Source organism: Paenibacillus sp. SEL3 (genome assembly GCF_054602585.1).
Map to the genome: position 1 here is coordinate 2,196,873 of NZ_CM137725.1, position 15,052 is coordinate 2,211,924.

The following is a 15,052-nucleotide window of genomic DNA, read 5'->3' on the forward strand; positions in this document are numbered from 1 at the left end:
GAAATAGAATCAAAAATGTGAACATCGTGTCAAAGTTGTGTCATAACGATGGCGATTTGATGAAAACGACCTAAACTCCATAATAAATGTGACATTTTCGATTGATCTATCTGTTTTTTCACCATAAAAAAGAGCCCCTCTTCGTTCGAAGGTTGTACCTCCGACATCTGCAAGAGAGACTTCATAGCGTTATACCTAGGGATTCTATCAACAGCCATCTGTTCCTCCGTTCTTTTGAACCCGATTACGATAGGAGGAAGGTGACATTCCAGCATACTTTTTAAATTTACTATGAAAATAATCTGCGTTCGCATACCCTACGCGTTCCGCCACCTGGTGTACCTTAATTCCTTGTGCAAGCAACTCCCTTGCTCGCTCAATCCTCACCTTATCCAGGTAGGCATTAAAGGCCTCGCCAGTATGACTTTTGAACAATTTGCCCAAATAGCCACTATTGTAATTAAACATATCTGCCAGTAACTCCAATCGCAAATTTTCATCATAATGACTATGAATAAAGTCAATCATTTGTTTCATGATGATGTCCTTGCCACCGGGATCAGTCTGTCCAATCCATTGCAACACATGCTCCAGCGAGTGATCCACCAGCTCGCCCAATGTGGAATAAGCATATACATCGGTTATAAAGCTGGAGTGCTCCTCCAGCACGGTTCGGCTGTGATCCTGTCCGGCTGCATACTTGTTCAACGCCAGTGTGAATGTTTGGGCGAACGCCGCCTTGATTGCGGATTCTGTACGATAAATACGTGGAAATTGGCCTTCCATTTCCTTAATGACACGGGTTGCAGCTGCACTATTAGCCATATCTAGCGCATAGTACAGCTTTTCTGCATAACGTATGGGATCATCTGTGACACTATCAGACGTTCCACTCATCTCAGTCTCGACTGTCTCCAATTTGTGTAGGTCTCCGGAAAGCATGACTCTTTCTGCCCGGAACAAAAACGTACGCTCTAACAATCGTAGTGCCTGCTCAAAAGATCTGGGAATGTCGCTAAGACTGGCTACAGGATCACCGGCAGCCACATAAATTTCCGTAGCCCACGCCTTTAGCTCCTGTCGCCAAGCAGCCAGTAACTGAACAGCATCTCTCTCCGTTTTTAACGTGGCGGGAAGCAAAAGACCCACATATATTCCAGCCTCAAACACGATACCTCTGCCTTGCTCATGGCACATTTCTGTTAGTCGCTGCTTTGCTGCCGACTGCCGGGCTTGCCGATCCCAGTCAGGTATACGTAAATCTATCAGAATAATCTGATAGCTACTCCAGTCCAATGCTGGTAACGCTGGCTGTTGTCCATGTTTTCCGTTACCGCTTTGATGTTCAGCCTGCTTGGATGCTCTGTGCAGAGAATTGCTGCTTTCTACAGCATTACGAGTATACTCTCGATGAACCGGAAACAATAGAGCTTCGATCCAATTACGCTCATGAGAAGGCGGACTTCCCCATTTGCCGACTTCTTTCTCATCCTCAATGTTTTGCCGTACCCGCTTCAACTCTGTCGTCATTTCTTCCTCATCAACTGGCTTCAGTAGATAGCCATCTACTCCGAAGCCCATGGCTTGCCGTGCATAATCAAAGTCTGCATATCCGCTTAATATGAGAAAATGATACGGCTCCCCGTTCTTTTCACGTATACTACGTATAACCTCCAGTCCACTCATCCCGGGCATACGAATATCTACAATGACTAGCTCCGGCCGATGCTCTCCGAACTTATCCAGAGCCTCGCGTCCATTCCCTGCCGTATCGACAATACGGAAGCCACAATCCCCCCAGTCAATAATGGAGGACAATCCTTCACGAATCGCTGGCTCGTCATCTACAATCATCGCTTTATACATTCGACTCTTCCTCCCTTGGTATGGAAAAGTATACGGTTGTTCCTACTTGTAATGCGCTTTCAATATGCAATCCATAACGTTCACCATACATCAATGTCAGACGTTGATGTACATTACGCAGGCCAATACTGCTCCCTTCTGGCTCATCCGTCCCCCTGATCCGAGCTAGCAGACGGGTCAGTTGCCCAGCTTCCATGCCGATCCCGTCATCTTCTACTTTAATTTTCAACTTTCTTTGTTCTATTGCAATATTTACCTTCACGGTAACCGGCTCTTCCTTATTTTCCAGTCCATGAATGACCGCATTTTCCACCAGCGGTTGTATGATTAAGGGAGGAATCGACATGTCCGTCGCATCTTCTTCCAAATTCACTTCATAGATCAAGCGATTTCCAAATCTGAACTGCTGAATTTGCAAATAGGATCGCACCATATCCAGCTCCTGTAGTACCGTCGTTTTACCACTGCCAATCTCCAGATTCCGGCGCATCAGCCTGCCAAGCAAACGCACCGTCGTTGCAATTTCCGCTTCCCCATTCAGATGTGCTTTCATTCGAATAGATTCTAATGCATTAAACAGAAAGTGTGGATTAATTTGGCTGGCCATCATTTTTAACTTGATATCCTTTTGTGCCAATTCCAGCCTGTTGTTGTGCTCACTCGTCTCATAGACCTGCGCCATGAGTTGGCGAATACTACTCACCATATAGTTGAAACGGCGGGATAAATCCCCGATCTCGTCCCTTCCCTCCACACTCGATACCACATGAAAATCGCCCGCGGCTACCTTACCCAGCTCATAGCTCAACCGCTGTAGGCGTTTGGTAATCAGCCAGGAAATGATGGTGATCAGAATCAGTGCCATAACCAGCACTGCAAGAACACATAAAGCACCAATCAGGCTGATTCGGTTGGCTCCCTGTACAATATGCTCCGTCGAAAACACTGAAATAATCGTAAATCCGCTCACACTGGAGGCGGGCAGCAGCTCATCCACGATGATGTTGGAGGGCATTCCGTTGATTTTCGCTTCATATATCCCCTTACCCGCACGCTGGACATCAAAGCCCAAATGTAAATCGCCCAACGTCTGCCCCACCGACTGCGGACGAGTAGCTGCGACCACAATCCCGTTACGATCCGCAATCAATGTTTCAAAAGGCTCCTTGCTCAGCATATGATTCAACTCGGTCTGGCTCAGCGATATCATCAGAACTCCCTTGGTATTGTATTCGGGAAATGGAATTTGCCGTACCAGGCTTAAGCGATTAACCGGGTTATCCTCCTTATCCTGAATGTAAAACCAGTTAATCGCCGTCCCCTTCAAAGCCGTCTGGAACCACTGCTGCCGCTCAATGTTAGAGTCCACTGGAATAAACTCCAGATTATTGACAAGCGTCGGATTGTACGAATAGAACCGGATGGTAGCAACTTCTCTATATTGCTGAGTATACTCATTAAAATCCTTGTATTGATGATACGCATTCATCAGCTCTACCATACCCGGATACCGTCGGTTCGCCATCTCCCTCAGCCTTTTATCGAACATGAGCCCATTTGAAATATCCGTTGGCACACGCAGTAAATTTGCCGTCTGGCTCTTGATCTTTTCCACATTGTTTACCGTCTGGGCAATTGCACTATTCAATGCCTGCTCTCGCAAATAAAAAGTTACGCAGCCGCCAACCACCAGCACCGGGATCATGACAATCAGTACGTAGGAGAACAGCAACTTATTCCGCATACGCATATTATTCATCAGAAGCCGTACTCCACGATTCATGCCATCCCCCCTTAAAATAAGCGCTTACATTTTTGTGTATTTTCACATCCTCCATCTCGATCAACATGTTTTCAGTTTAATGCTTCGTAACCTCTATATCTATATTTTTAGAAAATTTAAAAAATGTGGCGAACAGAGTCACCACACTTTACGATTCCTAAACTATTTACGTACAAAAGGTTCGATATGCACTCCCTGCGGTAGCTTGTGCGGATCTTCCGGGTTGATACGGTCATAGAACATAATACCATCCAAATGGTCCATTTCATGCTGTACAACAATCGCTGCATAACCTTTGAACGTCAATAGCTCCTGTGTTCCGTCTGGTAAAGTGGCCTTAATACGAATTTTTTCGTAACGCGGTACATATCCGGCTACGTACCGATCTACCGACAAGCACCCCTCACCCTGCTCCAAATAAATCATGGACGTGGAGTGGCTGACTAACTTCGGATTAAACAACGCATACTCTACCGTTTTGTCTCCATCTTCATAATAAATAGCGCACATTCTTTTGTTCAAACCTACCTGGTTTGCAGATAACCCCACACCCGGGCGCAGTTCATAGCGGGTAGCCAGCTCTTCATTTTGGCTATTTTTCAGATAATCCAGCATCCATTGCATCTGTTGAAGATCCTCTTCAGATAGTGGCAAGCATACCGGATCAACCTTCGTACGCAAAATAGACTCCCCTTCACGCACGATATCCTTCGTGAGAAGCATGTCCATCGATTGATTACTCATTCGTCAGCCTCGATTCATTAAAATAAATATATTTTCATGTGATGTACTGCCATGTAATATATGATGCGATGCAAAAACTGGGGAATTCCCCGGTTTTCTGCAAGTTTTATCCCATAAATTATATCTATTCATGAAATGAATTGTCAAAATAAAGCGACGTTTTTTTTGGGGGAAATTGGCGCAATAAAGACCTCTACGGGGGCGTCCTACTCTTTTAGATTAAGTCATTAAATATACACTGCCTTTATTATTTATCACATTAAATGATTTTGTCTCTATATAAAAGCCTCCTAAATCATTTCAATGATCAGGAGGCTTTTGAAAATAATTTTTCTTACTATTAAGATGGCTGCTCCAACGCACTTGGAGCTTCACTAAACAGCTTCGCCTTTGGATTCGGGTGTGTCCAGGTATTATAATATTGCGAGTTCTTGCCGTAGGAATTGTCAATGACAACGTGCGGCATATCAAGCAGGCAGGCCAGAATGTGACCGTGTAGCCGTGAAGTGCGAACCTCGCGATAAGAACTGAACAGCGTAACCGCCTTGTTCATGAGATGGTCTGTGTACTTGTACCAGAATGTACGCGTAGGCAACGGGCCACCGATTTTCTTATCCAGTCGGTAAAACTTCTGGAAATAGACGATTCCCTTCACTTCCAACGGAGTGAACAAAGTATCCCAGTCCAGCCGGTGAGCGGCATCTGCCTCGTCATCGAACTTCTTTTGTCCACCCACCGTTTCAATATCCGTACGCAGGAAATACAATACATCCTTCACGGTTTCCGTAGTCGGCTTCAATGGCCAGAGCTGGTGCGCCATATCAGGACATAGTGTGATACTGCACTGGTTCAGCTTGTCCTTAGCCCACTGATAAGAGCGTGTATCCCGCACAAACATATGTAGATCCGGGTGAGCATTAAACAGGGCAGCGACCTCATTAGCCTTCTGTTCAGATTGGAAGTGGATCGTTTGCGGCATAATCACAATTCGGTGGTCAGGGAAATCGCGAACGATGCGTTCCCGCAAATTTTGGTGATTTGAATAGAGATCGCCGAAGTTGCCGCCGCCGTGGCACACGATAATCCAGTCACCCGGAATTTGAAGCTGATCGGGAATATCCATGGCGCTATAACGAGCACGGACACGGATGCCATTATCCTTGAAGAACGCCTCGGTGCCTTTCATGATGAGTACATCCCCACCGTTATTATAGACGGGATAGTCGACATAAATGATATTCGAACCTTGGGGGACTACGTCGAGAATGACGCTCAGCTTATTTTTCAGTTTAGCCATGGGATGCAAATTCGGCATCTTTCAGTTCTCCCTTCCTGCGCTTCTTTTGTATAGTTTGAATGACAAATGTAATATCACTTTTATCAAAAATGATCCGTGATAGCGGAACATTGAAAAACATGGGGAACGAGAACAGTGAGAACGCCAACCGAACACAAGCGCCTACAAGCAAAGCAATCGCAATGCCATCCAGACCGAAGATCGGTGTACAAATAAAAAACAGACCGACGGTGATCGCATAGGCTACAATTTGCCGGAACAATACCAGTCCCGGACGCCCCAGCGCGTTAAAGGCCGAAGCCAGAATCCATGAGCCGCCACCAATGATACATTCCAGTGACAGCAGGTAGAACGTTAGCGATGCTTCCAGAAAAGCGGGGCCGTACAGCAAACCCAGCATGTATCGTCCAATGAAGAGAGCAGGCACAATGACGATTAGCATCGCAGCCATAGAGATGCGAAAAGCACGTCCTACCGTTTCGACAATCTTGCTGTGCTCCATTCCCGTAACCTTTGGAAAGGTAACGTTAGTGACGGCATTTTGCACTACATTGAACACACGAGACAAGGCGTAGACGACAGAGTACAGGCCGAACGCTTTGGGTGATAGCAGTGCCACAATAACGATTTTGTCCGTTTGTGTGGACAGCGTCCCCATCAACTCCATCCCGTAAACCCTCGCTCCATAGCTATAATAAGGACGAAGCACTTGGCGGCTGGTAAATGGGCGGAAAGTACGCAAATTCATATACTTGCGCAAACGGAGGAACGCCCACACTAGTGCAAGGAAACTCGCGGCAAAATTCACTGCTCCAGCCAGTTGCACATTGAGCAAGCCCATCAGCCACAGTGTCACCAGACCGATGAAATTCAGTAGTGGGTAGTAAAACAACAGGCCGTTATATACGCTAAATCGATCCAGCCCTTGCGACAATGCTGTCGTCAGCGCTGTAAGCACTGCCAGCGGTATGGCTGCCGCACAATAAAGCTGGGACAGTTGGATGATGTCCGCACCATAACCATTCAGCCACAGCGGCATGCATATCCAGGCCACCGCTCCTGCCAACAAGCTGGCAGGCAACTGAATCCAGAGCGACAACGCCAGCAATTCTTCCGTCGTGCCTGTTTTCTTCTTGATGTTATAAATTAACGACGTTGGTAACCCGAAGCTCAACACACTGCCGATCAGCGTAGGCCAGAACAGAACTGCCGCCAGTTCTCCTTTCCCCTCCACTCCGAGCATACGTGCGGTCAGGATGGAAGTCAGGGTCGTGACGATTAGCACAAAAAAATTGTTAAAGCTCGTGCGCATGATCGTTTTGGCGAGACTGTCACCCGTGAATACTTTCCTTGCTGCTGTCCATGTGCTCATGTTACGTCCAACTCCTGTTCCTTATTAAGCCTCTCGTCTCTATGCTCGCATCGCGTCTTTTGACGCACCTCCATCAGCCTACCGTTTTTTTGGAATTGCGTTCAGGCAACTGCCCCCCGCCAACAAGCTCCTTTGGACTTGAAAAGATTGCTTTCAACGCTCTTCTATAGCCTTGAATGGCAGTATGATTTTTCTTGGGCTTTTCTCTCAAAATCTGATACAACGTCGTCCAGTATAGCGCTGCATAACCAATCGGCCCAGATCCCTCATCACGCAGTAAATGAATATGATTCATCACACGCATATAAGTAACCTGCTCCATATTGTCGCGTGAGGACGGCGATTCGTGATGAAGCAGCGTAAGCGCCGGGTTAATGTATAACGGACCGCTTTTCATTGCGATGCGCGAAAGTAACAGATCCTCGCCTACGCTATAGCTTTGCAACCAAGGTACCGGCTCCAGACTGCGAATCGCCTCACGGCGAAATGACATATTGCAGCCATGAAAAAACTGGGTTCTAAACGTCTTCTTGGCCTTATGCCAGTTATACATCGAGCCGGACTGACCGCTGAGGGACAACCTCCCTTTGGACAAAGACTGCTGGAATGACAGCAAGCATCGAATCGTTCCCATGAAGCTGTTACTCATTCCCTGTGCAATACCGCCGACACCAGCAGCCTGCGGGTAAGCTTCATAGGTACGCATCAACTCATTTAAATAGTTGCTCGGCAACTCAACATCATCGTCAAGGAACAAAATAATGTCACCCTGCGCAAGTTCAGCTGTCTTTACACGAGATAACCATAATCCCGGCTGCTCCTTACGATGATATCGGTAGGTAATTCCTGCTCTGCCCAACTGACGCTCATAGCGTTCCAGCACATGCTTCGGCAGTTCTCCGTCATCAATAATCCATAGCTCGGTTTCACATGCCTCCGGTGCTCCCCCAATGGCAATTGAATTGATGCATCGGGTCAGATCGTCAACCCGATTTCGGGTGCACAGAGCAATGGACAAGCTTAACATCATACTCCCCCTTTATCCTGTCAATGTGTAAAAAAACAGATTACTGAACCGCCGGGCCTAAATATTCGTTATATTTTTGCTTGCGCGGGTTCAGAATGAACAACACCCCCTGCTTGTATCCATCTGCGGCATTAAAATTGCGACGCAGCGTTTCTTTGAGCATCAAGTAGGATAAGGTCCATAAAAGGGCTCCATACTGAATCACTCCAGCCTTTTTCAAGGCAAGAAAATAATAGTGGTTAATCGCTGTAGCCTTGGCTACTTTGCCCGCCTTATCGCGCGAGCTTGGAGATTCATGATGAATAATGGTTAAGTCAGGATTGATAACCAATTTGCCGTAACGGCTCGCCAACTGGCACATGTACAAATCATCAGCCACAGCATAACTGGTCATCCACGGATACGGCTTCATATCCCGAAGCGCATCCCTACGAAAGGACATATTGCAGCCATGAAAGAATTCTGTATCGAAAACCTCAGTTGCTTCGCCCCAACGCAGCAAAGAACCTGCCAGACTACTAGGCGAGAGCTTGCCGAGGGATGAAGACATCTGAAATGTCAAAACGCCCAGCAGCTTTCCTGCCCGGCTCGAATGTAATCCCTTTGCAATCCCTCCAACACCCACAATCGTTTTATCCTGATCATAGGTATCGAGCAAGCGCCGGATATAGAGTTTATCGTCCAGTTCTGCATCATCGTCAAAATACAGCACAATATCATACCGCACAAGGGACAAGGCCTCATAGCGAGATAACCAAACGCCGGGACGACTTTTTTTATAATATTTCAAAACGCTTTGAGGCAATCCGGATACCATGTGACGGTACTGCTCGATCTGTTGGTCGGAAATATCGCCGTCATCAACAATCAGCAGTTCTACAGCCGTATGCTCCAATTGCTGCTGTACTGCAATAGATTGTATACAGCGTGTCAGGTCTTCGATCCGGTTGCGGGTACAAATGATGATGGAGACATCGGACATGCCATTACCTCCTGTGTGTGTATCCAGATGCTTTGGAAGAGATATTCAAAGTTTTTCCAATTGCTGGATTATATATGTTTATTGTATCTTTGACAGCGTTTTAGTGTATATACCTCTTTTGTATACTTTTTCAGTCTCCAAAAGGGTAGACAATCCTCTAAAAAGAGCAAAAAAATAGGATTGGCTTCTAGTGCCAATCCTTATTTACCCTTGGAAGTCCAGAAACAACGTCGCATTCACATACCGACGTGCCATGGACAAAAAATAACTATTTTGCACCGCTACTGCTGCCACCAGCAAAGTATTACGCACTGCTTCACACTGGTTAGGGGTCAAATGCTGTAAACGACTGGTGTATTGATCAGCCGCCTGAACCAGCAACTCCTCTGTCGCACCTTCCTGACGCTGCTGTACTGTAACGGAATCTCCGTTATCCTTTACATAGCCTGCACCAGCAACATCGAGCAGTTGGTCTCCGTTCGCATCCAGCTCCTCAAACAAAGTTGAGTAGGCAGCGTACAAATCGACCGGCTGAATCAGATCGTCCGTATCATCTTCGGGCTGTTGGAACAGGATATGAAATAGCTGACGAATGGATTCAAAATCAAGACATGATTTTAAATCTTCTACAATGAGCAATATAGCTGCCTGGTTGACCGAGTATTTTTTGCCGATCTTCGGAGCGCCGAGAAATTCCTTGAAGTCGCGTTTGACCCAATTTTGCATAGATGCTAGTGACACATGGCTGTACTCGACTAGTTGCCCCAGGGAAACAATCTCTTGCAGCGAAAAGGCTGCGCTGTGCTTACCCTTGATGATTTTATCTAGCACAGGTGTCACATCGGTGTATAAAAATGTCGGCATCGCGCTCCCGGAGCGGGCGAGATGGCTATGAGTGCGCCTCCAGGCGTCCTGCAGAACGGCCAAAGGCTGCAATTCGCGGCGACCTTCCATGGCCAGCAGCAAATGGGCCATATCACGACGAGTAAGGGTAAAAGACTCCATCTGCTTTCCTCCCTTTATTACATTTCAAGTTCATTTGAACTCATCATACGCCCTCAAACTAGGCTTGTAAAGTGAAGCAATGAGACGTGCGGGTTCTATTATGCCTTATTTTCTGTGTAAATTGGAGGTAGGCGACCTGCTACGATTCCATATGAACCTTGTATATTTTCTTTTAAGTTCTTAAAATAAGTTCAAGTGAACTTAAAATGGAGTTCCTTAAAAAAATTGAACGAAAAAGGGATGAGTGAAAATTATATGGGTATAGGTGTCAGTCTATTTTTGTTTGCGGTGTTGATTTTATTTAGTGCTTTCTTCGTGGCTACCGAGTTTGCGATTATTAAAATCCGTTCCAGCCGGGTCGATCAGCTGGTTGTGGAGAACCGTAAAAACGCACTGGCGCTACAAAAGGTCGTCAATAATCTGGACGGCTACCTGTCCGCCTGTCAGCTTGGTATTACGATTACAGCGTTGGGACTCGGCTGGCTCGGTGAACCGACCGTAGTCAAATTGCTGGAGCCTCTCTTTCAACAGCTCAACATCAATGGGGATTTTTCACATATCCTGGCCTTTATTATTTCATTCGTCATTGTAACTTACCTGCACGTGGTGATCGGCGAACTGGCTCCCAAAACATTGGCGATCCGCAAAGCGGAAGCTGTCAGTTTGTTAACCTCTCCAGTCATCGTGTGGTTTAACCGGATTATGTATCCGTTTATTTGGCTCCTTAACGGCTCGGCCAATCGTCTGGTTCGTCTGTTTGGTCTTCAACCGGCTAGTGAGCATGAAGAAGCGCACTCTCAGGAAGAAATTCAGATCATTTTGTCCGAAAGCGTGGAAAGTGGTAAGATCAATAACACCGAATATGGCTACGTAAATCGTATCTTTGCTTTTGACGAGACCGTTGCCAAAGAAATTATGGTGCCACGTACAGATATGGTATGCTTGTTTACGAATCGCTCGCTAAAAGAAAACATGCTGACTATTCACGAAGAGCAGTATACCCGTTTTCCGGTGGCGACAGATAGCAAGGATCAGATCATTGGTATGATTAATACCAAACAGCTATTCCTTGAGTATGATCGCAATCCCGAGCTTGTTTTCGACAGCCTGATTCAACCGATCTTGACCGTTCCGGAAGTTATCCCCGTCAACACACTGCTGAAACGTATGCAGAAGGAGCAGGTTCATATCGCTCTCCTGGTCGATGAATACGGTGGAACCTCCGGTCTCATTACCATCGAGGACATTTTGGAGGAGATTGTTGGCGAAATTCGGGACGAATTTGATAAGGATGAACGGAAGGAAATCGAGAAACTGACGGAGAACAGTTATTTGATGGATGGTAAAGTGATGCTTTCCGATCTGAGTGATCTGACTGGCTTGACATTGGACGATGAAGACGTGGATACTGTCGGAGGGTGGGTGTATAGCCGGGTTCCGGAACCTAGACAGGGCAAGGAATTCATAGAAGAAGATGTGAAATTTATCATTCGTGAAATGGGTAAAAATCGTATTCGTCGGGTGGAGATTATTTTACACTACACATCCCCCGCATCTGAATTGGAAGCAGAATCGGACACTTCTTCCCGGGAATGAACCGTGTGACCTGAGCGTTTATCTTTGCACTTGACACTTGTGTTCACTCCTACTGAAATGACATATCTCCAGGGCAAACGGCTTAGGTCGTTTGCCCTGCACGCGTGTAAGGAGGAGCTAGTAAAGTGGATATTTTATCTTCTATTATTATGGGAATTATTGAAGGGCTGACAGAGTTTTTGCCGGTCTCTTCGACGGGTCACATGATCCTCACGGCTGATCTTCTAGGATTAAACACAGAGAATGATACGGTCAAAACGTTTGAGGTTATCGTGCAATTAGGTGCTGTGCTGGCAGTCGTCGTATTATACTGGCGCAGATTCCTGAGCCTGTTTGATTTCAGACGCAAAATCTCGAGTCAGCCACGTCTAAACCTGCTACATATTATTTTAGCCATGATCCCAGCTGGGCTAATTGGCGTACTGTTCCGTGATGTAATTAAGCAATACCTGTTTGGTCCTGAAACGGTTCTCTATAGTTTGGTCATCGGAGGCCTGTTGATGATTGCGGCCGAGAAATTTCATCCGCCCATTAGATCACATACGTTGGATGAGATCACGTACAAACAGGCTTTTACCATCGGTCTGTTCCAAGTCCTAGCTCTATGGCCAGGCTTCTCCCGTTCAGGCTCAACCATGTCTGGGGGCCTATTCGCACGTGTAAGTCATACGGCAGCCGCGGAATTTACATTCCTCGTATCGGTTCCGGTCATGCTGGGTGCATCGGGTATTGATATGATTAAAAGTATGGATCATCTGTCTATGAGTGATTTTCCGGTGTTCGCAGCAGGCTTTATTACTTCCTTTATCGTCGGGATGCTGGCGATCAAAACATTCCTCGGTCTGCTCAAACGCTTGAGTCTGACTACGTTCGCCATTTACCGCTTCGTGCTGGCGGCTGTGTTCTTTTTCATTATTTTATAAGCCATTGTTTGGTACCGATAACCACTAACTAAAAAGGGATATCCATAGGATCTGAATGATCAGCCTTGGATATCCCTTTTACTATTTTGCAGATAAGATAGATCGTACTGAACGATCCCTATCATGCGTTCTGATTATTGTTTGGATTCCAGCGTAGTCAAATATTCCGAGATTTGAGCTGGCGTTTTAGCGTATTTGCTGTGCAAATGAGCAATTTTTTCGCCATTTCGGAACACGAGCAGACTCGGAATGCCGCGCACTTGATTTTCGTCGGCAATCGGCTGGAATTTCTCCGCATCAAGCGCAAAGAAACGCTTATCCGCGTTTTCTTCTATAATGCCGTCCATAAATTTATCCAGTGTCTTGCAATCCGGACACCAGGTTGTATCAAATTTCACGACGGTCAGACCGTCACCGTTAATTAAATCCTGATATTGCTGCTGAGATTCGATGCGTTCCATTCGTTAGTCCCTCCTAGGTTGTATTTACAAAACATCTCCATATTCACATATGGAATTATATAAACGGAAGCTTATTCTTATATTGTAATGGTTCTTTTATAAATTGCAACTGGGACGGGTACATGTTTGACACTTGTCCCATCATTGCCGGGATCAGCGGTATTGCGCATCATAACGATTGGCTCGGCTAATTTGCTGTAGCGCCTGCCGCTCTTGTTGAGTTAGCGGTGCAATATCTGCAGCAGAAATATTATGCTCCAATTGTCCCAAAGAGCTTGCACCCGGGATCACAGCAGCGACAGTCGGATGTGAAAGGCTATAACGGATAGCTGTCTGCCCCATACTACGGTCCGCCCCTGCAAAAGCCTTTAATTGCTTACGCACGTCCAGCAGCTCTGCTTCTTCGTAGTCTAGGTATCCCTTCGCTGCCTTTTCTTCCCCCTTATCAGCCAATACACCGCTCGCTACGGGTCCACGTGCAATCACGCTGATTCCCCGCTCCTGAAGCAAAGACAGTACCTCTTCCTCTGCACGTCGGTCCAGTAAACTATACTGATTCATAACACTAACGATATTCGAGCGTTTGACATATTCACGGATGACGTGCGGGCGAATGGAGGAAATACCATAATAACGGATGACGCCCTCCCGCTGTAGCTGCTCAAAAGCCTCAATGGTTTCGTCTATCGGATCGTTAATTGTCCCTCCATGCAGCTGATACAGGTCGATATAGTCCGTTCCCAGGCGACGCAGACTTTCTTTAACAGCTGACAGGATATATTTCTTGGACGGGTCCCATTCCCAGCCCTCCTGCCCTGGTATGCGCCGATTCCCAACCTTGGTCGCCAGGATAACATCCTGCCGCCGTCCACGGATCGCTGCCCCCACAATTTCTTCATTGCGTCCATGCTGGTACAAATCAGCCGTATCCAACAGATTTACGCCTTTATCCAACGCTTCATGAATCAAGTAAACAGCTTGCTGCTCCTCCGTACCGACCGACATACATCCCAGGCCAATCTCACCTACCAGCAAATCTGATGATCCTAGGCGGTTTCTTTTCATTTATGCTCCCCTCACTTCCAATAACGTATAACTTTAAATTTTCAATATTTCTCTATTATACGAAAAAAACAACCCCAAAGGCATAGAGACTCCACACTCTCCAATCTTTGAGGTTGTTGTATACGATTCGTAATTAATTCGTAATTAATTCGTACTATCCGAATAGCCATTGAACGGCCTTAGGAAATTGACGTTGAAAACAATCCACACGATGTACCGCATCCTGATCCAGCTCAAGAAGCACATCTTTTGCATCCAGTCCCTGTGTCCGCAGCAACTCGTGTGCCTGGAGGGTGAGCGGAACCATATCTTTTTGTACATTCGTCTTCCCTTCACCTTCACGGGTCCCGACAGATATATAAAAGCGCTGTGTCCCATCCCTCACAGTTGCACATGATGCAGATTGCATATAATCAATCATACCCGGATACCAATACGAGCCTGAGATGGAACCGACGCGTCCGAATACGTCCTTATACTGGAAGGCGGCATACATGGAAATTAATCCGCCCAATGAGGCGCCGATAATGCCCGTATGCTCCGTTCCAGTATGCACTGGATATTTTGCCTCGACGTATGGCATTACTTTTGTAACCACAAACGCCAGATAGGCATCTCCACCACCACCAAAAGCAGGTCTTCCTTCTACTAAAGCAGCTGCCTTCCAAGGCGTATAATCATCCAGCCGATTTACGGGCTGAATACCCACCAGCACCACACGGGGCAGCTCCCCCGTAGAAAAACCTCTTTCCAGCTCATCTAATCCGCTTAGAAATAAAGAGCTACCATCCTGCACATACAGCACAGGATACAGCTCATTATGATTCACGGAGACGGGAGGTGTATAGACGTGCACAAGATACCCATCTAATGAAATTTCATCTACATGACCTTTCATCCTACACAGTCCCCCATGATGTAAATGTATGCA

General features: G+C 46.4%; 13 protein-coding genes. 2 read left to right on the top strand and 11 right to left on the bottom strand.

All coding sequences use genetic code 11. From position 1 onward, the window contains the following. Nucleotides 1-207 precede the first annotated feature (207 nt). From ACYCS5_RS10380 to ACYCS5_RS10415, 8 genes are all read right to left on the bottom strand, one after another. Nucleotides 208-1,866, bottom strand: a complete 1,659-nt coding sequence (locus ACYCS5_RS10380; protein WP_459761008.1) for a response regulator — start codon at nucleotides 1,864-1,866, stop codon at nucleotides 208-210. Next, nucleotides 1,859-3,649: a cache domain-containing sensor histidine kinase gene (locus ACYCS5_RS10385; RefSeq protein ID WP_459761009.1), complete on the bottom strand. Its 1,791-nt coding sequence runs from the start codon at nucleotides 3,647-3,649 to the stop codon at nucleotides 1,859-1,861. Before ACYCS5_RS10385 ends, ACYCS5_RS10380 begins: the two co-directional genes overlap by 8 nt. 162 nt (nucleotides 3,650-3,811) lie before the next feature. After that, on the bottom strand, nucleotides 3,812-4,393 hold the full coding sequence (gene def / locus ACYCS5_RS10390; protein ID WP_023990342.1) for a peptide deformylase: 582 nt from the start codon (nucleotides 4,391-4,393) through the stop codon (nucleotides 3,812-3,814). 340 nt (nucleotides 4,394-4,733) lie between these two features. After that, nucleotides 4,734-5,708: a polysaccharide pyruvyl transferase family protein gene (locus ACYCS5_RS10395; protein ID WP_340933206.1), complete on the bottom strand. Its 975-nt coding sequence runs from the start codon at nucleotides 5,706-5,708 to the stop codon at nucleotides 4,734-4,736. Then, entirely contained in the window at nucleotides 5,683-7,062 is a 1,380-nt protein-coding gene (locus ACYCS5_RS10400; RefSeq protein ID WP_029519252.1) for a lipopolysaccharide biosynthesis protein, read from the bottom strand. Before ACYCS5_RS10400 ends, ACYCS5_RS10395 begins: the two co-directional genes overlap by 26 nt. 73 nt (nucleotides 7,063-7,135) lie before the next feature. Continuing rightward, entirely contained in the window at nucleotides 7,136-8,089 is a 954-nt protein-coding gene (locus ACYCS5_RS10405) for a glycosyltransferase family 2 protein (protein WP_029519253.1), read from the bottom strand. A 40-nt stretch (nucleotides 8,090-8,129) separates the two neighbouring features. Next, the gene (locus ACYCS5_RS10410) at nucleotides 8,130-9,071 is read right to left on the bottom strand and encodes a glycosyltransferase family 2 protein (protein ID WP_029519255.1); all 942 of its coding nucleotides are present in this window, start codon (nucleotides 9,069-9,071) and stop codon (nucleotides 8,130-8,132) included. Nucleotides 9,072-9,275: 204 nt separating this feature from the next. Further along, a complete protein-coding gene (locus ACYCS5_RS10415) occupies nucleotides 9,276-10,076 on the bottom strand; it encodes a DUF1836 domain-containing protein (RefSeq protein ID WP_039273781.1) in 801 nt (266 codons plus the stop codon). A 255-nt stretch (nucleotides 10,077-10,331) separates the two neighbouring features. On the opposite strand from ACYCS5_RS10415, the gene ACYCS5_RS10420 reads away from it, so the two are divergent. Both ACYCS5_RS10420 and bacA read left to right on the top strand, forming a co-directional pair. Further along, nucleotides 10,332-11,672, top strand: coding sequence for a hemolysin family protein (locus ACYCS5_RS10420; protein WP_176715730.1), 1,341 nt, complete (start codon nucleotides 10,332-10,334; stop codon nucleotides 11,670-11,672). A gap of 149 nt (nucleotides 11,673-11,821) precedes the next feature. Beyond that, a complete protein-coding gene (bacA, locus tag ACYCS5_RS10425) occupies nucleotides 11,822-12,595 on the top strand; it encodes an undecaprenyl-diphosphate phosphatase (protein WP_049817085.1) in 774 nt (257 codons plus the stop codon). 134 nt (nucleotides 12,596-12,729) lie between these two features. Here the strand turns inward: bacA and ACYCS5_RS10430 are convergent, their stop codons facing one another. The 3 genes from ACYCS5_RS10430 to ACYCS5_RS10440 all read right to left on the bottom strand — a co-directional run bounded on the left by ACYCS5_RS10430 (nucleotide 12,730) and on the right by ACYCS5_RS10440 (nucleotide 15,019). After that, nucleotides 12,730-13,056, bottom strand: a complete 327-nt coding sequence (locus tag ACYCS5_RS10430) for a thioredoxin family protein (protein ID WP_025721930.1) — start codon at nucleotides 13,054-13,056, stop codon at nucleotides 12,730-12,732. 153 nt (nucleotides 13,057-13,209) lie between these two features. Continuing rightward, nucleotides 13,210-14,121 (bottom strand): aldo/keto reductase, encoded by a 912-nt coding sequence (locus ACYCS5_RS10435; protein WP_318628090.1) that lies wholly within the window; start codon nucleotides 14,119-14,121, stop codon nucleotides 13,210-13,212. A 154-nt stretch (nucleotides 14,122-14,275) separates the two neighbouring features. Continuing rightward, a complete protein-coding gene (locus ACYCS5_RS10440) occupies nucleotides 14,276-15,019 on the bottom strand; it encodes an alpha/beta hydrolase (protein WP_165149478.1) in 744 nt (247 codons plus the stop codon). Nucleotides 15,020-15,052: the final 33 nt, after the last annotated feature.